The sequence below is a fragment of the Rhodopseudomonas boonkerdii genome, from assembly GCF_021184025.1.
Lineage (GTDB): Bacteria > Pseudomonadota > Alphaproteobacteria > Rhizobiales > Xanthobacteraceae > Tardiphaga > Tardiphaga boonkerdii.
The window spans coordinates 815,564-837,691 of sequence record NZ_CP036537.1 but is presented as its reverse complement, the minus strand read 5'-3'; the positions used below and the strand labels follow the sequence as shown (position 1 = coordinate 837,691).

At 63.8% G+C, this 22,128-nt stretch carries 16 protein-coding genes; 11 read left to right on the top strand and 5 right to left on the bottom strand.

What is annotated here, in order from left to right; translation table 11 throughout:
• Positions 1-241 precede the first annotated feature (241 nt).
• The 11 genes from E0H22_RS03915 (at position 242) to E0H22_RS03865 (ending at position 13,727) form a co-directional block, all read left to right on the top strand.
• Positions 242-871 (top strand): DUF6088 family protein, encoded by a 630-nt coding sequence (locus tag E0H22_RS03915; protein WP_151612049.1) that lies wholly within the window; start codon positions 242-244, stop codon positions 869-871.
• A gap of 12 nt (positions 872-883) precedes the next feature.
• Positions 884-1,777 (top strand): DUF6088 family protein, encoded by an 894-nt coding sequence (locus E0H22_RS03910; protein WP_233024411.1) that lies wholly within the window; start codon positions 884-886, stop codon positions 1,775-1,777.
• The gene (locus E0H22_RS03905) at positions 1,774-2,853 is read left to right on the top strand and encodes a nucleotidyl transferase AbiEii/AbiGii toxin family protein (protein ID WP_006023612.1); all 1,080 of its coding nucleotides are present in this window, start codon (positions 1,774-1,776) and stop codon (positions 2,851-2,853) included. The genes E0H22_RS03910 and E0H22_RS03905 overlap by 4 nt, the downstream gene beginning before the upstream one ends.
• Positions 2,850-3,707: a response regulator transcription factor gene (locus E0H22_RS03900; RefSeq protein ID WP_151612044.1), complete on the top strand. Its 858-nt coding sequence runs from the start codon at positions 2,850-2,852 to the stop codon at positions 3,705-3,707. The genes E0H22_RS03905 and E0H22_RS03900 overlap by 4 nt, the downstream gene beginning before the upstream one ends.
• A complete protein-coding gene (locus tag E0H22_RS03895) occupies positions 3,704-4,282 on the top strand; it encodes a hypothetical protein (protein WP_006023610.1) in 579 nt (192 codons plus the stop codon). Before E0H22_RS03900 ends, E0H22_RS03895 begins: the two co-directional genes overlap by 4 nt.
• Position 4,283: 1 nt before the next feature.
• Positions 4,284-7,685, top strand: a complete 3,402-nt coding sequence (locus tag E0H22_RS03890) for a UvrD-helicase domain-containing protein (RefSeq protein ID WP_006023609.1) — start codon at positions 4,284-4,286, stop codon at positions 7,683-7,685.
• An 81-nt stretch (positions 7,686-7,766) separates the two neighbouring features.
• Positions 7,767-8,513: a multiubiquitin domain-containing protein gene (locus E0H22_RS03885; RefSeq protein ID WP_024338476.1), complete on the top strand. Its 747-nt coding sequence runs from the start codon at positions 7,767-7,769 to the stop codon at positions 8,511-8,513.
• Positions 8,488-9,660, top strand: a complete 1,173-nt coding sequence (locus E0H22_RS03880) for a ThiF family adenylyltransferase (protein WP_006023607.1) — start codon at positions 8,488-8,490, stop codon at positions 9,658-9,660. The genes E0H22_RS03885 and E0H22_RS03880 overlap by 26 nt, the downstream gene beginning before the upstream one ends.
• Positions 9,657-10,097 (top strand): ubiquitination-like system serine protease family protein, encoded by a 441-nt coding sequence (locus tag E0H22_RS03875; protein WP_006023606.1) that lies wholly within the window; start codon positions 9,657-9,659, stop codon positions 10,095-10,097. Before E0H22_RS03880 ends, E0H22_RS03875 begins: the two co-directional genes overlap by 4 nt.
• Positions 10,098-10,374: 277 nt before the next feature.
• A complete protein-coding gene (locus E0H22_RS03870; RefSeq protein ID WP_151612042.1) occupies positions 10,375-10,611 on the top strand; it encodes a DUF2158 domain-containing protein in 237 nt (78 codons plus the stop codon).
• 11 nt (positions 10,612-10,622) lie between these two features.
• Positions 10,623-13,727: a DEAD/DEAH box helicase gene (locus tag E0H22_RS03865; RefSeq protein WP_006023604.1), complete on the top strand. Its 3,105-nt coding sequence runs from the start codon at positions 10,623-10,625 to the stop codon at positions 13,725-13,727.
• A 306-nt stretch (positions 13,728-14,033) separates the two neighbouring features.
• Here E0H22_RS03865 and E0H22_RS03860 read toward each other — a convergent pair whose 3' ends face one another.
• From E0H22_RS03860 to E0H22_RS03840, 5 genes are all read right to left on the bottom strand, one after another.
• Complete coding sequence (locus tag E0H22_RS03860; protein ID WP_151612040.1) at positions 14,034-15,395, bottom strand: tyrosine-type recombinase/integrase; 1,362 nt, start codon at positions 15,393-15,395, stop codon at positions 14,034-14,036.
• A gap of 199 nt (positions 15,396-15,594) precedes the next feature.
• A complete protein-coding gene (locus E0H22_RS03855) occupies positions 15,595-17,259 on the bottom strand; it encodes a recombinase family protein (RefSeq protein WP_233024410.1) in 1,665 nt (554 codons plus the stop codon).
• Between the two features lie 80 nt (positions 17,260-17,339).
• Positions 17,340-17,606, bottom strand: coding sequence for a hypothetical protein (locus E0H22_RS03850; RefSeq protein ID WP_233024409.1), 267 nt, complete (start codon positions 17,604-17,606; stop codon positions 17,340-17,342).
• Positions 17,596-20,226: a MobF family relaxase gene (mobF, locus tag E0H22_RS03845; protein ID WP_151612184.1), complete on the bottom strand. Its 2,631-nt coding sequence runs from the start codon at positions 20,224-20,226 to the stop codon at positions 17,596-17,598. The genes E0H22_RS03850 and mobF overlap by 11 nt, the downstream gene beginning before the upstream one ends.
• Before the next feature lie 138 nt (positions 20,227-20,364).
• A complete protein-coding gene (locus E0H22_RS03840; RefSeq protein WP_151612182.1) occupies positions 20,365-22,116 on the bottom strand; it encodes a type IV secretion system DNA-binding domain-containing protein in 1,752 nt (583 codons plus the stop codon).
• Positions 22,117-22,128 lie beyond the last annotated feature (12 nt).

The following is a 22,128-nucleotide window of genomic DNA, read 5'->3' as shown; positions in this document are numbered from 1 at the left end:
GACGGGCGCCGGAAGACTCTCTCCCGACCCTCAACCCGTCACGGAAATCCGGTCCACACTCTCACTCTAATGGGGGCGTTGCGGGGTCTCCCCGCAGAAGCGGTCGGCCGAGACCCTGGGCTCGGCCGCAGGGGAAGGCTTTCCCCTCCAGGCCCCCTCTCAATCGCTGGCCCTTCCAGTCGGTTTGGGGGAGATTGAAAACTGTCAGAAAACCGCATATATTTCTGACAGGAAAAGTGCCGTGCAACGACTGACCGAACAGATTCTGGCGCACGCCGAGGGCTTGCCCGAGGGCGCTCCGATCGCGGCGAAGAGCCTGCTCCATCTCGGCAATCGCGCCGCGGTGGATCAAGCCTTGTCGCGACTGGCTGAACGTGGCCGGCTGATGCGTGCCGGGCGCGGCGTCTATCTGCGCCCGGTTTCGAGTCGGTTCGGCGTCCGCGCGCCCTCCGTCGAGAAGGCCGTCGAAGCCCTCGCGCTCCAGCGCGGCGAAACCATCGTGTCGAACGGTGCCGCGGCCGCTAACGCGCTCGGCCTCACGACACAGGTGCCGGTCCGGTCGGTCTATCTGACATCGGGCCGTAGCCGGACGATGAATCTGGGCCAGCAGGTCGTCGAGCTGCGGCATGCGCCGCGCTGGCAGTTGGCGCTGGCCGATCGGCCCGCCGGACAGGCGGTGCGAGCGCTCGCCTGGCTGGGGCCGGAAAAGGCAGAAGCCGCCTTGATGACGTTGAAGCGCAAGTTGCCGTCTTCCACGTTCGGCGAACTCGTCGCGGTCGCGCCCCAGCTACCGAGCTGGCTCGCCAGGACGGTCGGCAAAGTTGCATACGGCCGAAGGAGCCATTCTCAGGTGGGCGGCCTACCTATTTAGATTGTCCGAAATTTGTATATTTATTTCGGACAATCCACTTGGTTCGCGTCCGAAAAAGGACTACAATTTTCGGACATGAACACCGACTCGCCCGATCTGAAGAAAGCCATGCTCGAGCGCATCCGTGCGGATGCGCCACGCAAGGTCTGGACGCCCAGTGACTTCGTCGATCTCGCCTCGCGGGACGCGGTCGATAAGGCGTTGCAGCGGCTGACGAAGGTCGAAATCCTTAGGCGGATTGATCGTGGGCTCTACGATCAGCCTGGCTTCAACAAACTCACCCAGAAACCCAATCCGCCTGATCCGCGCTCAGTCATCGACGCCGTCGGGCGACGTGACCAAACCCGGATGCTTGTCGACGGCATGACCGCGGCGAACGATCTGGGCCTAACTGACGCCGTCCCCGCCAAAATCGTGGTGCACACCGACGCTCGGCGCCGCGCGATCAAGCTCGGCAACGTAACGATCACCTTCCGTCCAACCGCGGCCAGCAAGCTATTCTGGGCCGGACGACCAGCGATGCGCGTCGTCCAAGCGCTTCACTGGCTGCGCGATCTCATGGTTCGTGAAGGAGAAAGTGATCAGGTTAGGCGCAAGCTCGCCAATCTTTTCGAAGATCCCACGGTGGGACCGCCCCTCAAAGCGGATCTCACTGCCGGTATGACAGCTCTTCCGACATGGATGTGGGTGTTTCTCAAGCCGCTCGTTGAAAGCGACGCCGGCGTTCGTCGTCGGCACGTCGATGATGATCGTGATGATGCTGATCATGATCGTCATCAACAAAGAACGGCGGACGATGCCGATGATCAGCGTCATGCTGCCGTCGCCCGGCCCAAGCGAAAGCCGCTTTCCCCGCAGAAGGCACAAACTGCCAAGCGCGGTGCAGCCCGGGCGGTGAAGACATGAATCCGGCTTTCGACGAGGTTCTCGCGGCCGGGTCGGACGCGATGTTGAGCGCCTTCGATACGACGGCGCTACGCCTCGGCACGGCGTCTCAGAATATCGAGAAGGACTTCTGGGTCTGCTGGACGCTGGATGCCTTGTTCAATGGCTTGAAAGAGGGCGGACCCCGCCTCCTCTTCAAAGGTGGAACCTCCCTGTCCAAAGGGTTTGGTTTGATCAATCGCTTCTCCGAAGACATTGATGTCACGGTGTTTCGGGACGACATCGGCGAGCCGGCGACCATCGAGGAGCTCGAAGCGCTGAGTAGCAAAAAGCGCCGGGCGCGCCTCGATGCGATCAAGGACGCCTGCCAAGCCTACATCAACGGCCCGCTGCGGGCTGAGTTGACGCAGATCCTGCAGGACCGGCTTCAGGCTGCCGGCCTCGATGCCGGCGCGGCCCGAGTGGAAGCCGATGACGCTGATCCCGACGGGCAGACGCTTCTGATCTGGTATCCCGCGGCGACGCCGCGATCGGATTATGTGCGGGCAGCGATCAAGATCGAGTCGGGCGCGAAATCCGCGCTCGATCCGAACAGCGAAGTGCCGATCAAACCCTATGTCGATGATGATCTGCCGGCGCTCGACCTGACCGTGCCGGCCGTCCGCACGGTCGATCCGGAACGTACCTTCTGGGACAAGGTTGTCATCCTCCATGGGCTGCGGCGCTGGTTCGACAAGCGCGGCGAGCTGCGCGGGGGCGGCCAACGCGTTTCCCGTCACTATTATGACCTGCACCAGCTCGCCGCGGCCCGCGTCGGCGCCGCCGCCATCGCTGATCCGGCGCTCGGTGCGGATTGCGTCGCGCACGCCCGGATGTTCTTCAATCGACCGGACTTCGATCTCGCGAGCGCTGCGCCTGGCTCGTTTGCACTCGCCCCGCATGACGCGATGATCGAGCAACTGCGCGTCGACTACAGGGCCATGCAGGGCATGATCTTTGGCGATCCACCGGATTTCGAGGCGGTGCTCGACAGCATCGGCTCGCTCGAGACGCGTCTCAACAAGAAGGGCGATACGGGAGGCGGGGCCGCGCGATGAACCAGTTGGAGGGAGCTTTCGACACCGGGCAAAAGGCAGACGCGCGTGGCGCGGGCGAAGCGATCGTAACCCCGCTGCGCAAACGCCGCCTCAGCGGCGAACTCTACGAGCGCGACCCGAAGATAGAAGCCCTCATCGCCGAATTGGCAGTCCTGCCGCGTGATGGCTTGATCGCCAGGGCGGAAATCACCAAGCGCTCGGACCCGGGCTACGTCCCGAGCGAATGTCTCGTTTACTTCATTCGCGCGAGCCGTCGCGACAACAACGAGGTGTGGTTCGAGCGCCTCTATCGGATCTTGACCGAACGGGTGCTGCGCAGTTTGCCCAGGGCGGAAAGCTCCGATGGAAAGACGGAATCGCTGACGCGCGGGGTCGTGCGCGACAAGGTGTTCGGCCGGTTCGTCGAGCTCTTTTCGGCGGACCGCGCCGCCTACGACGAAAAGGTCGACTACTTCGAGGTGCGCTTCGATGGCGCGCTAGCGAGCCTGCGGCGCGATGCGCAGGAAAAGGCCTGGCGCGACGAAAACCGTTCCCAGCCCCTCGAATATGACGAGGAGAGCGGAGAACTGTCACCGGAGGTCGAGGCGGCCGCAGGGACCCACGATCCCTTCGCCGTGTCGGATTTCGACGACCCGTCTTACCGGTCGCGCCTGGATGCGGCGATTGAAGCTCTACCGACAGAACAAAGCAGGATCATTCACATGTTGAGACAGGGCTTCCCCATCGACTCCAAGGAGCCGGACGTCATGACCATCGCCAAGGCTTTGGGCCGCTCCGAAAAGACCGTCCGAACCTACCGCGACAAGGCCTTCGCCGCCCTGCGAGCTGCCATGGCCGACGGAGAAGAGCGGTGAGCCCCGGCGGCGGACGTCCATCCCGCGAGGCCGTGCTCGACGCGTTCGCGGTCGAGAGCGAGCCTGGCCGGTCGACCTTGGAACGCTATCTGCGGCTATACCCGGAATATGCCGGGGAGCTCATCGACCTCTCGCGCGAACTCAGCCGCGAGGCTTATGAAGATGCCGCACCCCTCTCTGCTACCGATCGGGCGCTGATCGACGCTGCCTGGTCGCAACACGCGAAGGTTATGCCGGCGGCAGCAGCCGACCCTTTCGCGGCGCTGACGGTCGATGACTGGCGCGCCGTCGCGCAGCGTCTGGACGTGCCCCGGCAGGTCGTGACCGCACTGCGCGAACGGCGGGTCTCTCTCGTCAGTATCCCGCGACGCTTCCTGGCGATATTGGCGGATGCGATGCGCAGCTCTGTCGCACAGTTGGAGTCGTCCTGGGGGCCAGCGCACCTGATTGTCGCGCGCAGCTATAAGGCCGACAGCAAACCGGTGGCCGGCGAGCAGGTCACCTTCGAGCAAGTGCTGATCGATGCCGGCGTCCCGGCCGAGAAGCGCGCCCGGCTGTTGGCGGAGGCGGACTGACATGGACAGTGTGGAGCTCGCCAGGCAAGTCGCCGCCGAGCTTCACGCTCGCCTCGTTGCATCCGGCGCCGATCCCTGGTCGCCCTATGACTTTGCTGTCGCCGAGGCCAAGCGGCGGGGGATTGATGTCGAACGGACTGCCGCCGGCGCAGCCGTCCTCAATGGCGGCCGCGCGACTTTCGTCGCCGCCGACGATCTGATTCTTCACGAGAATATGGGCTCTCCGTTCGAGCAAGCTTTCCTCGTGGCGCATGAGATCGGCCATGTCGAGCTGGGCGACGATCCTGGTGGCGAAGCGGCGCCGATGATTGATCCGGCACGCCCGGCCGAGCCCTCACCAGTCGGAATGGATCGGGTTGTCGATTATGGACGCCGGCAACGCCGCGAAGTCCAGATGGACCTGTTCGCGCGCGAACTGCTGCTTCCGCGCACCGTCGCGCGGGCGCTCCATGTCGACCAAGGGCTCGCCGCGTCCGCCATCGCCGCGAAGCTCGGCGCGCCGTTCGAGGTCGTCGCGCAGCAGTTGTTCGATGCTTTGCTGCTGCCGCCCGTGCCTCCCGCCGCGACTGCGGCGCATGTCGAACGGCCGCTCAATCCGCTGCAAGCGGCCGCTGCGGCGCATCGCGGCGAAGCCTATCTGCTTGAGGCGGGGCCTGGCACCGGCAAGACGCAGACGCTGATCGCGCGCGTCGAGGGCCTTCTAGGCGAGGGCGTCGATCCACGGCGCATACTGCTGTTGACCTTTTCGAACAAGGCAGCGGGCGAGATGGCCGAGCGGATCGCGCGCAAGCGGCCCGAGGCTGCGGCCGCGATGTGGATCGGCACGTTCCATGCCTTCGGCCTCGATATCATCCGTCGTTTCCATGCGGAGCTCGGCCTGCCGAAGGACCCGCGGATGATGGACCGGACCGAAGCGGTCGAACTCCTCGAGGGGGAGTTCCCGCGGCTTAGGCTCGCGTACTACCGCAATCTTTACGATCCGACCCAGATCATTGCCGACATGTTGGCCGCCGTATCGCGGGCGAAGGATGAGGTGGTCGACGCCGAAACCTACGCCGCGCTCGCCGACGCCATGCAGGCGAAAGCCCAGGACTCGGATGCGCGCGAGGCGGCGGAACGCGCCGGCGAGGTTGCCCGCGTCTACGCGGCCTACGAACAGCTCAAGCGCAACGCGCATTGCATCGACTTCGGCGATCTTGTCGCCTTGCCGGTGCAACTGCTCGAAAAGGAGGCGGCCATCTGCGCGGCGCTGCAGGCGCAATATGATCATGTCCTGGTGGATGAGTATCAGGACGTGAACCGCAGCAGCGTGCGGCTGCTGAGCGCACTGCGGCCCGACGGCCGCAATCTCTGGATGGTCGGCGACGCCAAGCAGTCGATCTACCGGTTTCGCGGTGCCTCATCCTTCAACATAACCCGGTTCGGCAAGGAGGACTTCGCCGGTGGCAATCGCGGTCGATTGAAGCGTAATTATCGTTCGGTGCCGGAGATTGTCGCCAGCTTCTCCAGTTTCGCGATCACGATGCGCGCCGGCGATGCGGATAGTGGCCTCGACGCGGACCGCGACGCCAATGGACATAGGCCCGAGTTGCGCACGGTCCAGCGCGCCGAGCAGCAGCAGGTCGCCCTGGCCGACGCTATCGAGGAGCTGCGGCGTGACGGCTACGCCTATCGTGACCAGGCGGTCCTGTGCACCGGCAACGAAAAGCTGTCGACGATCGGGCAGGACCTGGAACGGCTCGGCGTGCCGGTCCTCTTCCTGGGAAGTCTGTTCGAGCGGGGTGAGGTCAAGGATCTCCTGGCTCTCCTCTCGATCCTAGTCGATCGGCGCGCCATGGGCCTGGTGCGCATTGCCTGCTGGCGAGACTTCGCCACCTCCTTTGCCGATGTGGTCGCGGTCTTCGACCATCTGCGGGCGGCCGAGCACGCGCCGGCGGGCTGGCTGCGGCATGGCGAGGCGATCCCCGGTTTGAGCGACAGGGGGCGGCAGACCGTTGCCAAGCTCGCGACTGCGCTCGATGGTTTCGATCAGACGGCCTCGCCCTGGACCGTGCTCGCGACGCTGTTGCTCGATCGCACACGCATCGCCGCGCGCCTGGGCGCGTCGGAGGATCTCGCCGACCGCACACGGGGCATCGCGATCTGGCAATTCCTCAACTTTGTGCGGGTACAACCGGCCGGACGCGGGCTGCCCATCACGCGCCTGCTCGATCGTGTGCGCAGGCTCGTGCGGCTCGGCGACGACCGCGACCTGCGCCAATTGCCGGCGGCCGCCCAGCATCTCGACGCCGTGCGGCTGATGACCATCCATGGCGCCAAGGGCCTAGAGTTCGGTGGCGTCCATATTCCTGGGCTTAACAGCGACACGATCCCACGCACGCCGCCGGCGCCGCCCTGTCCGGCGCCCGACGGGATGATCGCGGGGGCGGAGGGCAGTGCGCTGGAGGCGTTCCGCGCAGGTCAGGCCGAGGAGCAGGAGTGCCTATTTTACGTGGCGCAGTCGCGCGCCCGCGATCGCCTGATCCTTTATGCGCCGACCGAGAAGAGTAACGGCCACAACCGACCGCTTTCGCCATTCCTCGACCGTCTCGGGGCGACCTTAACACGCCGTTCGCTCGTGCCGGCACGGCCGCTTCCCGTGGCCGCGGAAGCTCGGGATATCGATTTGGTGGTCGACGGACGGCTGCGGTTAGGCGCCCCGCAGATCGCTCTTTATGAATCCTGCCCGCGTCGCTTCTTCTACACGCATGTCCTGCAGGTCGGCGGCCGGCGAACCGCGACCGCCTTCATGCATCTGCATGAGGCGGTTCGCGTGGTGGTCGAGGCGGTGATCGCGTCGGATGGACCCGTGTCCGAGCAGGCGCTGCAAGATCGCATCGATGCGGCGCTCGCCGGCGAGGGGCTCGGCGAGCACGGCTATCGCGCGGAATTCCGCGATCTGGCGCTGGCAATGCTGCGCTTCTTCCTGGCGAACCGCGCCGAAGCAGTCCCCGAAGCGCCGGTCGCGCTCAGCCTCAGTTTCGGCGGCGAGGAGATCATCGTTCGGCCGGACGAGGTGCTGGTGCGGCCGGACGGCATCCGCGCCGTGCGCCGCATTCGCACGGGTCACATGCGGTCGGCCGAGGGCAAGGATGTCGGCGCGGCGGCGCTGATGCTGGCGGTCAGGCAGTCCTTTCCCGGCGCGGTCGCAGAGCTCGTCCATCTTTCCGACGGCGAGGCACATGCGCTTGCCTTGTCCGATCGGGAGCTGAAGGGGCGCAAGGACAAGCTCGCAAAGTTTCTCGGCGACATCCGCGCCGGACGGTTTCCGGCCGAGGTTTCGTCGCGCACCTGCCCGAACTGCCCGGCCTTCTTCATCTGCGGGCAGACCCCCGACGGCCCCTTGCAAAAAAAGTTCGTCTGACCTTACCGGTCGGCCTCCGTCGCTCCGATTGGACCCTTAGAGCCGCGGCGCTGCCTCGGCCGAACCTAAGGACCCAATCTTATGAACACCGAAGAACTTCTTGATTACGACGATCTCGGCGACGCCCTGCGCGAAGGCCGGGCGTTGCGTCCGGCGCGGGGGTATCGCTTTCTCCTCGCGCAGGGCGATCTCAACTTCCAGTCCCGTGTGGTGAGCGATCCCGTGCCGCTCGGCCGCCAGTTGCTGGAAGCCGCGGCACTCGACCCGCGGGACGGTTACAGCCTCATCGCGATCCTGCCCTCGGGCGATTTCGAGGATGTGAGGCTCAACGAGCCGTTCGACCTGCGTGAGCGCGGCGCCGAGCGGTTCATCGCCTTCCAGACCGACCGCGACTTCAAGCTGACCCTCAACGACCACGAGCTGCTCTGGGGCAAGCCGGTCATCAGCGGCACGGTGCTCTACGGCCTCGCCAAGCCCGGCGAGGGGGAGGCCGTCTTCCTCGAGGTTCCCGGCGGTGAAGATCGCCTGATCGAGCATGGCGAGCTGATCGATCTGGTCCAGCCCGGCATCGAGCGGTTCATCACCGCGCGGCTGACGTTCGAGATCATCGTCAATTCGCGGCCGCGCACGGTGAACGCCCGCACGGTGACGTTCGAACAGATCGTCCAGCTCGCCTTCCCGGGCCAGCACGAACCCAACGTCGTCTTCTCGATGACCTACCGGCACGCGGCGTCGACGCCGCCCGCCGGTGAGCTCGGGGTTGGCGGCTCCGTCGACGTCAAGAAGAAGGGCACGGTGTTCAATGTCACGCGCACTGTTCAGTCGTAATCCGGACCTCAAGCGGCTGCGGGACGAAGGCTACTTCGTCCAGCAGCAGGGCGGGTATCTCGTTATGCGCGAGGTGCCGTATGTCGATGCGCGCCGGGAGGTGCGCATCGGCACCCTCATCTCCAGCCTCACGCTGGCCGGAGATCAGACGCGCCCGCCCGACACCCATGTCATCCACTGGGACGGCGATTTCCCGTGCCACGCCGACGGCAGGCCCATCCAGGGCATCTCGCATGCGGCCGGCGCCTTCGATCTCGGCCACGGCCTGAAGGCGACGCACAGCTTCTCCAGCAAGCCAGACGGCGGCTACTCGGACTACCACCACAAGATGACGAGCTACGCGAATATCCTCGCGGGCCCGGCCGCAGTGCTGAAGTCCGGCGCGACGCCTCGCACCTTCCGCGAACCGGAAGAGGAGGAGGACAGCGTCTTCAACTATGTCGAGACCGCCTCCGACCGTGTCGGGATCGGCGTCCTGACCGAGCGACTCGTCAACGAGCGGGTCGCCATCATCGGCGTCGGGGGGACCGGCGGCTACATCCTGGATTTCGTCGCCAAGACGCCTGTCCGGGAAATCCGGCTGTTCGACAGCGACGAGTTCCTGACCCATAACGCGTTTCGCGCGCCGGGCGCTCCGAGCCTGGAGGAATTGCGGGAAGCGCCCAAGAAGGTCGAATACCTGAAGCGCATCTACAGCCGGATGCACCGGAACATCGTGGCGCACGATGTCGCGCTCGGCGTCGACAACATTCACCTTCTCGACGGCGTCACCTTCGCGTTCCTGTCCCTCGATGCGGGTGACGCTAAGCGGCTGATCGTAGAGAAGCTCGAGGCGATCGGCGCCGCGTTCGTCGATGTTGGCATGGGGCTCGAGCTCGACGAGGGGTCGCTGGGCGGCATCCTGCGCGTCACCGCCAGTACGCCGGAGAAGCGCGATCACGCGCGGCAGCGCATTTCCTTCGTCGGCGGCGGCGCCAAGGACATCTACGCCTCCAACATCCAGGTCGCGGATCTCAACGCCCTGAATGCTGTCCTCGCGGTCGTCAAGTGGAAGAAGATTCGCGGCTTCTACCGCGACCTCGAGCGCGAGCATCACTGCACCTACACCACCGACGGCAACATGCTGATCAACGGGGATCTCGCGTGATACGGCACAAGCGACTCGAACATCGTTTCGTCGAACACATCCCTGAGCGCCTTGAGGCAGGCATTCTCTATGTTTCGATGGAATATGCCACATCAGCCCACAGCTGCTGCTGCGGTTGCGGCGAGGAGGTCGTCGCCCCCTTCACGCCGACGGACTGGAAGATGACGTTCGATGGCGAGACCGTCTCCCTGCGGCCGTCGATCGGCAATTGGACGCTGAAATGCCGGTCACACTATGTGATCGACCGCAGCAAGGTGATCGAGGCCGGCCCCTGGAGTGACGAGCAGGTCGAAGCCGAGCGTCGTCGTGACCGCGCTGCCAAAGCGCGCTTCTACGGGCAGACGCCAGCGATCGAACTTGCCGTTCAGCCCGCTCCCGTCAAGGCGGCTCCCGGCTTCTGGCGCCGCGCCTGGCGTTGGCTATCTGGCAGATCGTGACGATAGGCCCGACGGCAGGTTGCCGTCGGGCTATCCCGCTTCGGAACGCAGCGCAGCCCTAAGAGACAAATCAAGAACATCTATCAGGAGCTTACACGGTCTTCGCCGAAATCCTTGTGCAAGGAATGACCGACACACCATATATTGATGTTAGGCATGGGGCGATCTCCTAGCACGTGCGCGTCTCCACTCATGGTGGTGGGGACGTGGGCGAGCTTCTTGCGACCTCCTCCGGTGCCTGGCGAGGACAGATAGGCATCGAGAAGGAGCGTGGAGAATGGATGCTACCGAATTCAAGCCCGGCGATCTTGTGCGGGTGAAGTCAGGCGGGCCGATCATGACGGTCGAGCTGGTCGGGAAGACGGCCATGCTGGAGGAGGATGCCGTCTGGTGTGTCTGGTTCGAGAAGGTGGGCAACAAGCAGGTCGCGCGGAAAGACACGTTCGCGCCGGTCGTGCTGGAGAAGGCTGAGAAGCCACGAGCCGCGTTCTCCGTCGGCGTCGTTCGGGCGTAGCGTGGTGCCTCATGCCGTTTCGCGGCCTGTTCATCGGCATCGACCGTTATAGCTCGACCGGCATTGATGAGCTGACCTGCGCGCGTCGCGACGCGACGGCGCTGGAGGCACTGTTCTTCGACACGCTGGGCGGTAGCACAGTCTTGCTGGCAGATGCGGAGGCCACGCGGCAGCGGATTGAGGACGCATTTGCCGACCTGGCCGGCTGCGGCCCCGAGGATACGGTGGTGATCGCGTTCTCCGGCCATGGGTCGGAGACACATGAGCTCGTCACCCACGACGCGAATCCAGATGATCTCGCCGGCTCCGCGATCCCGCTCGAGCTGTTGCAGGAATGGTTCTCGCGGATACCGGCAAAGCGCCTGATCCTGTTCCTCGACTGTTGTTTTTCCGGCGGCATTGGGGCGAAGGTTCTGCACGTCGATGCGAAGCCGCGCAGCCTTTTGTCCGCCGAAGCGCGCCTGGCTCAGCTTGGCGGCGCTGGTCGGATCATCTTCACCGCCTCCGCGGCGACCGAGCCCGCCTATGAGCACCGCCGGTTCGGGCACGGCTTTCTGACCCACTTTCTGCTTGAGGCGCTATGTGGCGCCGAGGAAGTCGTGAGCGGCGGCAAGCTCTCGCTCTACCGCCTCCTCGAGCATGTCACGAGCCGCGTCCGGGCGGCCGCGCTGCAGGGCGGCAAAGAGCAGAACCCGACCATGCGCGGGAGCATCGACGGCGATGTCGCGTGGCCCGTGTTCGTGCCGGGCGCTAAGTATCGGGCGGCCTTCCCGGCGCGTCTGCCTGCCAAGGTGACGTCCGATCTTGCCAGCCTCTCGTCGGCCGGTTTCCCCGACGCGCTTGTCACCGCCTGGGCTGGAGCGATCCCGTCCTTGAATGCGCTTCAGATCTCCGCCATCACCGACTTCGGCGTGCTGGACGGCGAGAACCTGGTGGTGTCGGCCCCGACATCCTCGGGCAAGACGATGGTGGGCGAGCTCGCGGCGCTCCGGAACGTGCTGGATCGCAAACGGGCTTTGTTTCTGCTGCCGCTTAAGGCCCTTGTGGCAGACAAGCGGCGGCACTTCGAGAGCGTCTATGGCGGTTTCGGGGTCCGCACGGTGGAAGCGACGGGCGAGACGGACGACATCGCGCCTCTGCTGCGGGGCCAATACGATGTCGGTCTCCTGACCTATGAGAAGTTCGCCGCGATCGCGCTGACATTCCCTCATGTGCTGGCGCAGGTCGGCGCGATCGTGATCGACGAAGCGCAGATGATCGCCGACCGTGGCCGCGGCGCGAATCTGGAGTTCATTTTGACGCTCATCCGGATGCGCCGGCGTGAGGGGATCGAGCCCCAACTGATCGCGCTTTCGGCTGTGATCGGGGACACGAACGGCCTTGAGCAATGGCTCGGCGCGCGGCTCTTGCGGCGCACGGAGCGGCCCGTTCCGCTTGAGGAGGGCTTGTTGCTCGGCACCGGGCATTTCCGCTTTCTTGACCCGGAGAATGGCAATGAGCAGGTTGAGGGGCCGCTCGTTCGGCGTCTTGTCGGCGGCAAAGGATCCAGCCAGGATTGGATCATCCCGCTGGTGCGCAAGCTTGTCGCCGAAGGCCAGCAGGTGATCGTGTTTCGCGAAACCAAGGGCGAAGCCCGCGGCTGCGCCAACTATCTCGCAGAGTCGCTCGGATTGCCTCCGGCTGCCGAGGCGCTGACGCAGATGCCCGGCGGCGATCCCTCGCAGGCCAGCGCCGACTTGCGGAGCGCGCTGGGGCGCGGCGTCGCTTTCCACAACTCGGATCTCGACCGCGAAGAGCGGCGCGTCATCGAGGAAGAATTTCGCCGTAGCGGCTCGGGCCTGCGCGTCATCGCAGCCACGACGACGCTGGCGATGGGCGTGAACACGCCCGCGTCATCGGTCATCATCGCCGGCTTGAATCATCCCGGCGACGAGCCCTATTCGGTAGCCGAATACAAGAACCTAGTCGGTCGCGCGGGAAGGCTTGGCTTCGCCGAGAAGGGAGCTTCGTATCTGCTGGCGCTCGATCCGCGCGCCGAGCATGATCTGTGGTCGCGATACGTGACCGCGGAGCCGGAAGACTTGGTGTCCCGCTTCCTCGACGGTACAACCGACCCACGCTCCCTGATTATCCGCGTCCTAGTCGCGGCACAACGAGCGGCCGGCGAAGGCGTGCCGAGCGAGGAGATTGTCGAATTTCTGGAATCGAGCTTCGGCGCGTTCCAAGCCCGGCGCGCCCATAGCGCGTGGCAGTGGAGCCGGCCGGATCTGCTTTCGGCCCTAGCGGATTTGGAACGCCACGGCCTGGTGCAGAAGAACGCTACAGGCGCGTATGAATTGACCAAGCTGGGCCGTCTCGCTGGCGAAAGCGCGGCAGAGGTCGGGTCCATCGTCGCGCTCGTAGATTGCCTCGGCTCGCTTCAGCCCCAAGAAATCAGCGATCCCGTCCTGATTGCCGCAGCTCAAACGACGGTCGAGGTCGATCAACTCCTTTTTCCGATCAACCGAAAAAGCACGCAGAAAGAGCCTCAGCTATGGCCCAACGAGCTGCAGAGGCAGAATGTGCCGTGGCACGTCCTGAACGCGCTTCAGCGCGGGACAACAGAAGATCATCAGGCGACCCTGCGTGCGAAGAAGGCGGTCGCTTGTCTTTTGTTCGTGTCCGGTCGTGCCATGAGCGAGATCGAGCGCGTGCTGACGCAGTTCGGTGGTGCGTTTGGCGGCGCCGCCGGCCCCATACGCGCGGTCGCAGCGCGGACTTGCGATCTGATGCCGGTCGCGGCTCGCGTCGCCGAGATCCTGCACCCCACGCTCGATCTCGGTGACCGTGTGAGACGTCTGGCGATCCGGTTGACATATGGCGTGCCCAGCGCCGCCGTCGACCTCGCCCAATTCGCTGGAGCCGATTTGCTGCGGGGCGACTATTGCCGCTTGGCCGCCGCGCAGCTCTGTGAGCCCGAACAGATCGACGCCGCAACTGATGACCAAATTCTGGCATGCGTGGACAAGGACAGGCGCAAGCTTGCACTTGTCCGCGATGCGGCGAAGCGCGTTGCCAAGCGTCGGGCCGAAGCGGTAGCGCCTTCCGCCCCGATCCTTGAAGTATATGTGCCCTAAATTGCGCGCAACGGGGGCGTGAGGCGATTGCGTCAGATGCCCCCTCTGCGAGACGTTCCTGCCTCAGAAAGTCTCCAATGCTGGCGGAGCCAATGCGGCAGCGGGCGATCAAGCGGTCGAACGAGACAACGCGCCGCTACGGCTGCGCTCGGTGTGCAGGAGTGTCAGGATGGTCTGCCGGTTCGGAGCAAATGACCTGGTCGCCGATGGCGCCAAACCGAAGATCGTCGATTTCTTCAAAAAGCTTTTTCGACTGCATCGTGGGCGGCGATGAATTGCTCGCCGACCAGTGGCTGATCGCAAGCCTCAAGCTGCCAAGCGACGCTCCTCGTCCTCGGCTTCGTTCCCCGGCTCTCCAACCGCTTTGGTCAGGAAGAGGTCAAGCGCAGCTCGACGAGAATCACGATCCAATGCGTAGGCCGTCTGTTTGAATTCGATCCCCTCGAGTAGCCCTTGGATGTAACCGGAGATCGTGTCGGCGGCCATGATGAGCGCAGTGTCGAGCGTGTGAATGTATTTGCTCGTCACCGAGCCCTTGGAGTGGCCGACGAGCGCCGCGATGGTCACCTCGGTGAAACCGAGATCGTTGGCGATGCTGGCAAAGCTGTGACGCAGGACATGCGGGGTGACGCCGGCGAGCGGACTGTCGCTGAAAATCTGTTCCCAATGGTTCGGGAAGCTGCCGAACGCATGGTCCTCGCCCTGACCTGGGAAGACATAGGTGCCCGCTGCGGTCTTGCGCCGTTCCTCCAGATACTCGACGACGGGCAATCCGATTGGACGAATGGACTCACCTTCCTTGCTGTCCACCAGGCGCATGCAGCTCGCGTCGGTGTCAGCTTCGATCCACATTAGCGAGATCATTTCCGAGCGGCGGCAGCCGGTGAGCGCGATCTGCCGGATGATGTCCACGGTCATGGCGTATTTTTCGTTCGCCGCGGCATCGCGAAGCATTTGCCCGAGGGTGCGATACTCCGCCTCGGTCAGCCTACGATTCCGAACATTGTCCTTGGGCTTCTTGATGCCGTGCGCCGGATTGACCTCTATAATCCCAGCATCGACAGCGTAGGTGAGGATTCCGCCCAATAGGCCGACGGTGCGCGTGGCGGTGCCCGCGCCACCACGAACAATGGCCTTTCCTCGCAGCTTTTTCGTCTTGACGGCGACGCGCGTCTTGCCGGCCATGATGTCCTTCAAGACCTTGTTGATGTCGGCCTTGGTGAGATCCTTGACCCGGCGCGCGCCGATCAGCGGGATGATGTGCCGCTCGATACGGCCAGTGTCGGTGACGATGGTGGTGGGCTTTTTCGGTCGCCCGCCCTTACCCAGAATGAGGCCCGCGTTCAGATCAGCGGTATAGAGGGCGCAAAGCTCCTTGACCGTGATGGCCTTGTGATCGAGCTGACGTTCTTCGGAAGGGTTGTCGCCGCGCGCGACGCGCCCGAGTTGGACCTTCGCTTCTTGCCGGGCTGTCTCCGGCGTCCACACGCCATGCAGGCCGATGGTGTAGCGTCGCGTGCGTCCAGCAGCGCGATATTGGATGAGGTAGCTGCGCTTGCCGGAGGCGAACACGCGGAGGCCGAAACCGGGCAGTTCGTCGTCCCAGATAAAATAGTCCTTCTCGCGAACATCGGCAGCGTCCACGATCCGCTTGGTCAGCTTTGCCATGAGGTGTTCCCCTCGCTAGTGAGGGGCTGCTTCCGCGGAAGCACCACGGAAGCAACCGGATGGATATCGGAGCGAAATTCTGGATAGACAGTTCGGCGCGGAAATACGAATTGTCTAGTACCTTCAGTTACATATCGCATTGTAGCGTGCCCTGTCGTGCATTTAGGATAGGCAGGCTAAATTGCTCCGAAGGCAAAGGTCACACGTTCGAATCGTGTCGGGTGCGCCATTTGCGTACAAAACCACGAACATTTCCGTTCTCGGTCTGTTTGCCCGCGATGGCCGCCTGGAGGATATCCTTGCTGCCGATGATCCGGATCGTTTGGTCGTCGACCTCGACCGCATCGATGATCGAATGGATATAGCCTTTGCGGGTGTTGGTGTCGCCCGCATCGAGCTTCGCGTTCATCAACCGGGCGAATGCGTCGATCTTCTCAGCATTGACGGCGGCTGCCATGCCGCATTGGGCGCGGGCATGATCGAGCGCCGCCTTGGCCCGGTCCCGTTGAGCTTTCAAAGCGGCGGTGCGCTCTCGCAAAATATCATCGAGCTCAACGATGCCGTCTTCAATCGAGCGGTAAAGCCGCTTCATGCGATCTTCGCAGTCGGTCAATTCCTTCTGCAAACCCAGCAGGCGGCCGTCCGCGGACTCGCTCTTTGCCGCCTGACGCTCGATCAGTGATTTCAGGAGGTCGGCGATACGGTCGGGTGCCAGGACGCACTGCTTGAGGTTGGTTAAGACGATTTCGTCCAGGGTCGCCGCCGGAATGTGCCGACCCTTGCAAACCGACTTGCCCTTCTGCTGGCAACCTGCACATGAATAATACGAGTACGACCGTCCCTGTCGATTGGTCGTCCCGGTCCGGGTCATTCCGGAACCACAGGAGGCGCAGACCGCGATACCCGTCAGCAGTGAAGGGCCGTTCACGACCCGCGGCGGCGTCGTCTTGGGATTGCTGCGAGCGAGCTTCGCCTGCACGCGATCGAAATCGCCTTGCTCGATCAGCACGGGCACGGGAATTTGGATCACCGTCGAAGGGTCATACTTCCTGCCATCGCGCGAGCTGCGCACGCCATACGGCCATTGTCCGGTCGCGTAGCAGCTGTTGGTCAGGATCTTGTGGACCGGCCCGACACCAAATGTGGCGCCCCGGCGGGTGCGGTAGCCATGGCTGTTCAGCCATTTCGTCGTCTCCTTGACGCCAAGCGGGCCGGTCTTGCCGTCGCCCTCAAGATAAAGCTTGAACATCAGCCGAACCGTTTCGGCTTCGACGGCATCAATATCGAGCTTCTTCTTGATCTTCTGGCCGCGGCGTTCCGCCTCGACGATCTTGTAGCCCAGCGGCGGCGTGGCACCATTCCAGAACCCCTGTTTCGCCGACTCGCGCATAGCGCGTGTTGTATTCTTTGATATCTCTCTAGATGTATGCTCGTCGAAGGCTCCGATGATCTGCCGCACCAAAATTTGGCTCGGATCGTCGCCGGTTGGCTGAGTGACCGAGACCACGTCGACGCCGTGCTTCCGCAATTTGCGGATGGTCAGCTCCATCTCGGCGACGTTGCGGAAGAAACGGTTGAATGCATAAAAGAGGATCGCGTCGTAGGGATGATCGGGCGCACAGGCGCGCTCGATCATGTCCTGCAACACGGGCCGGCGATCATCGGTCGCGGTCTTTGCTTCCACAAACTCCTCGATGATGACGTATCCGTTTTGATCGGCGAAGCTTGCCGTAATTTTCCGCTGGCTCGGAATCGACGCTTCGTTGGCGTACTGGCGCCCAGTGCTGACCCTGTAATAGGTCGCAACGCGCTTGGTCGCGTCAGGCTGCTTGGAAACCGAATTGTGAAAGACGTGCTTGTTCATGACAGAACTCTACTGAGACTTGATGTTGACGGCGTTCTCAACGCTCGATTCGTGAATCTCACCAGAGGGGTTGTCAACGGCTATTTTCCCAGAGAATCTTCAACAATAGCGAGCAAATCCTGGAGCTCTCGGCCAAGCAAGATCTCAATCGCGCGCAACTCGCGGTCCTGGATCGGCGGCGAGAGCGGCAGATCAAGCGTCACGTGAAAGTCCTCGGCTTGCGGCTGTTGGCGCCCTCTCTTCTTCGGCACAACATCAGGAGTAGCCGCGCGAGCATGAACGTATGCGCCCACCGTTCTCGTCCGCAGCTTGACGTGCGACCGCGCCGCCATCGGCTTAGAGCTCATAGCTGAGCTCCCGCCGATGATGCCGATCCTTCTCCGTCAGCGGTTGCGAGCCCTCAATGATATCGAGCGTGGAAATCTTGGGCGAGGCACGCGACAGTCGTTCGGCGAGCCAGTTCTGGCGCTGGCTCGCCGAAAAGACCACATCATCACGCTGCTGATCGAAGGGCAGCTCGGAGGCGAGGCGCCGGTCAATGCTCTTGGCATCGACCACGAGCGTCGTCCGCTCCCGCGCGCGGCTTGCCGCCACGTAGATGTCATGACGATTATAGCTGTGATCCAGGTGCACGACGGCATGATCGACCGTGAGGCCCTGGCAGCCGTAGACAGTCGAGGCATAAGCCCAACCAAGGCGGGGGCGTCCTTGCGCGTCGGCAAGCTGCATCGGATCGAAGGCAATTCGCCGACCCTCGATTTCGGCCTCGATGATGATGCGACTTGCATCTCCAAGGGGCACAGCGGCTTCACTGACCTTGACGATGGTCGCGGTCGAACCATTGACTACCGCAAGTTCGTCATCGCGGACGAGGAACCTGATCTTGTCCCCGGCCGCCAACGCGATCTGCGTTGAGTGGCCGGACGGCGTGGCCGCGGCGAAGCTAACCTCGGGGCCCTGGATGATGCCGCTGTGCTTGAGGCGCTCGCGAGCGACCTGAGAGATCGCGGCCACTGCGGCGTTGGACTTGGCGAGGATCAGGATCGAGGCCGCGGCGTCACGTGCATGAACTTGCTCTGCCGAATCCAGCACCTCGGTGATCGCTGCTTTGGCGCCGTCCGCTTCGATCAATAGACCGCGTTCTGCGAACGCATCAAGCGCGGGCTCCGCCCGGCCGGCGCCGAAGGCCGTGATGGCTTCCCGCGCCCATGCCTCGCGCTGACGAACAATGTTGTTGACGCGCGCAGCTTCAACGGCGCGCGCCACCAGATCTAGGCCAGGACCGGCGCCGATCGCCTGGAGCTGCTGCCGATCCCCCACGAGGATGATCTTGGCGTCAGCTTCGGTGACGGCGCCAAGCAGCGCGTGCATGTCCCGCGAGGAGAGCAGGCCGGCCTCATCGACAATCAGGACGGTCTGCTTGTCGAGCACCTTCTCGCCGGCTTTGAGCCGCGCGATCCAGGAGGCCGTTGCCCGGGCTTCGATGCCGAGGTCATCCCGGAGCATGTTGGCGATTCGCCATGCGGAAGCGGCACCGATCACCCGACATCCGGCTTTCGCGTATCCTTGCAAGACTGGCGCGAGCAGTGTGGACTTGCCGACCCCAGGGGCGCCTTCGACGATAACGACCGCCGAGCTTGTCGTTGCGGCGAGCGCCGCTTCCGACTGCTCGGCGGTGAGCCCCAAGGCTCCGCAACGGTCCCTCAGCGATTTCTGATCGACGAAGTGCCAGGACTGGTTCGCGAGACGTTGCGCCTGTTCGACGACCTCCCGCTCGATCGCGAGCATCTCCGGCGTCGAATAGCAGGGCAGGCCAAGGGCATCATGCCCAATTTCCAGAAAGGCTCCCTGGCTCAGCAGGCGCTTGAGTTCAGTTTCGGCGCGCTCGGCTGGCAAGCCGGTGCCGACCAGGGCGGCAGCGACGGAACGCAGGAGCTCGCGCCGCTCAATCACGCTCTCACGTTCGGTGAGGATCGCCGGCAGGGCGGCCAACCGGTCGGAGAGCAGCCCTTCGTCGGCTTCCTGATTACGCGCCTTCGAGGGGGCCCTCAAGCTTTCGGAAAATGATCCGGTGTCGAGGCCCAGCGATTGCGCGGCGTCGCGCCAGACATCCTCGCGCCCGAAACTTACACTCTCCCGCTTGCTGCTTCTCGTCGCCTTGGCGATGGCGGCGGCCAGTGCGGTGGCCTCGCCGCTGGTGACGCCATGTTCAGCGAGTTCCTCCTCGATCTCCTGACGACGCGCGCTGAAATACGTAATCGTGGCACCATCCACGCCGGCGATTTCGAAGATGCCGTTCTTGCCGACACGATCGATATCAAAGCCGAGCGTCGTCAGCTCATGTGCGAGGGCGGCGTGATAGGTCGCGCCGGCCGCCATCTTCCAGTCGCGGATCACCTTGGAGTGAAGAGCTCCAATTGTGCCGTCGCTCTGGCGGGTCGAGATGTTCATGCATACGCAATGCGTATGCAAATTTGCATCTGCGAATATGCGCCCGTCGGCGTGTTTTGAAGGTCGGCTTTCGCCATGCTGAAACGTGGCGGCCGTGAGTGCGACCTTCTCGAGCGACATGCCATTGCGGCCCCGGCGTGCCCAGGTCGCCTCGCGCTCCAGCATGCTCAGCGTCGCCCTGACGGCTCGCTGCTGCGCAGCCTCGATGAGACGCTTCGTCTCGGGCGTTGCCAGCCCCCAGACCAGGGATACCGAGCGCGGCGCGCTGAGTGTCACGTCGAACGCGCTTGTCCGCTCCTTATGGCGGCGGATGTTATCCAGCAGGGGCTGCCCATCCGCGTCGACGGCATTGTACAATTGCTCGAAGGTCTCGCGCTCGACTTGCGCGCCGTCTACAACGCCAAAATCACCCGCCGGCGCGTACCAGAGGCCCGCAGGTTCGGCGTCGCCGAGGTAATACTCGGTCTGGCGCGTGTAGTAGCTGGCGCTTGCTGCCGGATTCCAGGTTGCAACCACGAAGAAGACCTCCGAATGGGAGGCCTTCCAATTAAAGCTCGTGGTAATGGGGGTCTCGGAAATGAATGAGCTTTTTGCTCATCAGCTGATTTCGACCTTCGATCGGCTGTTATGCCCGTTTTCCTCCTTGCCGCCGCATCATCCAGCGTCGGCAATCCAGGGTGCCGGGATGTGCGCTTCGCGCCGATCAGCCCAGGTCGTCAGCGGGACGTCGACGACAGCGAGCGTCGGAAAGCCCGTCACCAGGACGCGGATCGTTTTCCCGGCTGACATCTCGAACACGCCGAGCGCATCCGAGAGGAAGTCGGTCGTGATCGTATCGTCCCAAACGGTCTCCATCGGCTTGGTGATCCCTCGGGCCAACTCCTCCACGGTTGCATCGCGGCGCCTGCGGACCTGACGGCGTCCGACCCAGACTTCGCAGATCCGTTGTGCGGTTTCGCCCGGCTCCAGACGAAGAACCAATCGAATGCCAAAGCGCGCTTCGACAACTGAGCCTTGCTCTTGACCGAACATAGCGGTGATCTGACCGAGGTCCTGCACGGTGGCGATCGTGTTCACATGCAGTTCGCGCCCAAGCGCGAGCAGTCGCGGCAGACGCTCGATTGGCACCTCCGGGAATTCATCGAGCAGCATGGTCAGGTGCTCCGTGCCGGCGCGACGGCGAGTGGAGACGAGCGCCCCGGCGGCCACCCGCTCCGCCAAGAAGCTGCCGACCGTGGAAGAAAGCTCGGCATACTCGCCCGACTTCTGCAGAAGCAGCGTGCGCGGGAGCTGGGAGCCTGGCGCCAGCCAGTCGCGCACGGTGAACCGCCGCGATGAGTCGACCTCCGACCAGGCGCGCGCGAGCGGCTCTATCACGCTCAAAACCGTCACCCAGAGCGTGATCAGGATTGACATGACGGTGCGGTTTTCTTCAGGATCGTCGCCGAAATTCAATAGTGCAGCGCTCTTCCCGCCGCTCTCGAGCAGCATCCGGCGAATATCTGCCAGCGAGGAAAGTCCTGCCTCGGCAAGGTTGCTCCAGCCCCAGGCATCACCCGAGCGCGCGCGTAGCGCCATGATGATATCGGCAAGGAGGCTCCGCGTCGCATGGCCCCACATCGGATCCTGCTCGGAGACCGGGACGCATTTCGCCGCGAATTCCCGTGCGACGAGAGGATTGGTAATCTCGCGGCCGATGTCGATCGCCCACCCGCGCGCATCCTGCGGAGCCACCAGGATCATCGAATCCACGGGCAAGCCGGCCAGCATGTCCCCCTTCGCGTCGAACACGAATGTCCGGCCGCTCAGATCATTGAGGTACTGTTCGGCAAATGCCCGCAACAAGCCGGTCTTGCCCGACCCTTGCGTGCCGACCAACAAGAGGTTGCGCGCTGCGGAAGCCGCATTCAATTGCACCTGCGGGAGGAGCCACAGATCATGCGCCTGCGGCGGGCCGTGACGATGAACCGCATGGCGCAGCGCGCGGAACGCATAAGGTCCGGTCTCGATGCGCCGGCCGCGCGTGACTGTGAGGTTCTCGATCGGCGGAGTATCAGCATAAGCGAAGCAAAAGGCAAAGCCGCTTGCCGCCAGAACCGCAAGAGCGATAGTGGCAAGCCGCCTGGCTCCGATCGGTGACTCCAGCAACTGCGCTGTGATCGCCTGGATCCAGTCAAGCCGGCACACGATCGGCCAGCTCGAATGGCCGCACCTCTCGCCCCGAAGGTTCTGAAGGATTTCGTGAAAGGCGACGTCGCTGGCGAGGCTGACGTTGCCGTGGAACAGCACGTCGACGGTTGGCGGCGCGATGAGAAAGAGCGAGATCGCGCCCGCGACGAGCGTGATCAGGGCAGCGCCGAGCGCCACGAGCAGGGCGGGCTGAAACAGCCGGATGGGATTGTTCATGATGGATTTTCT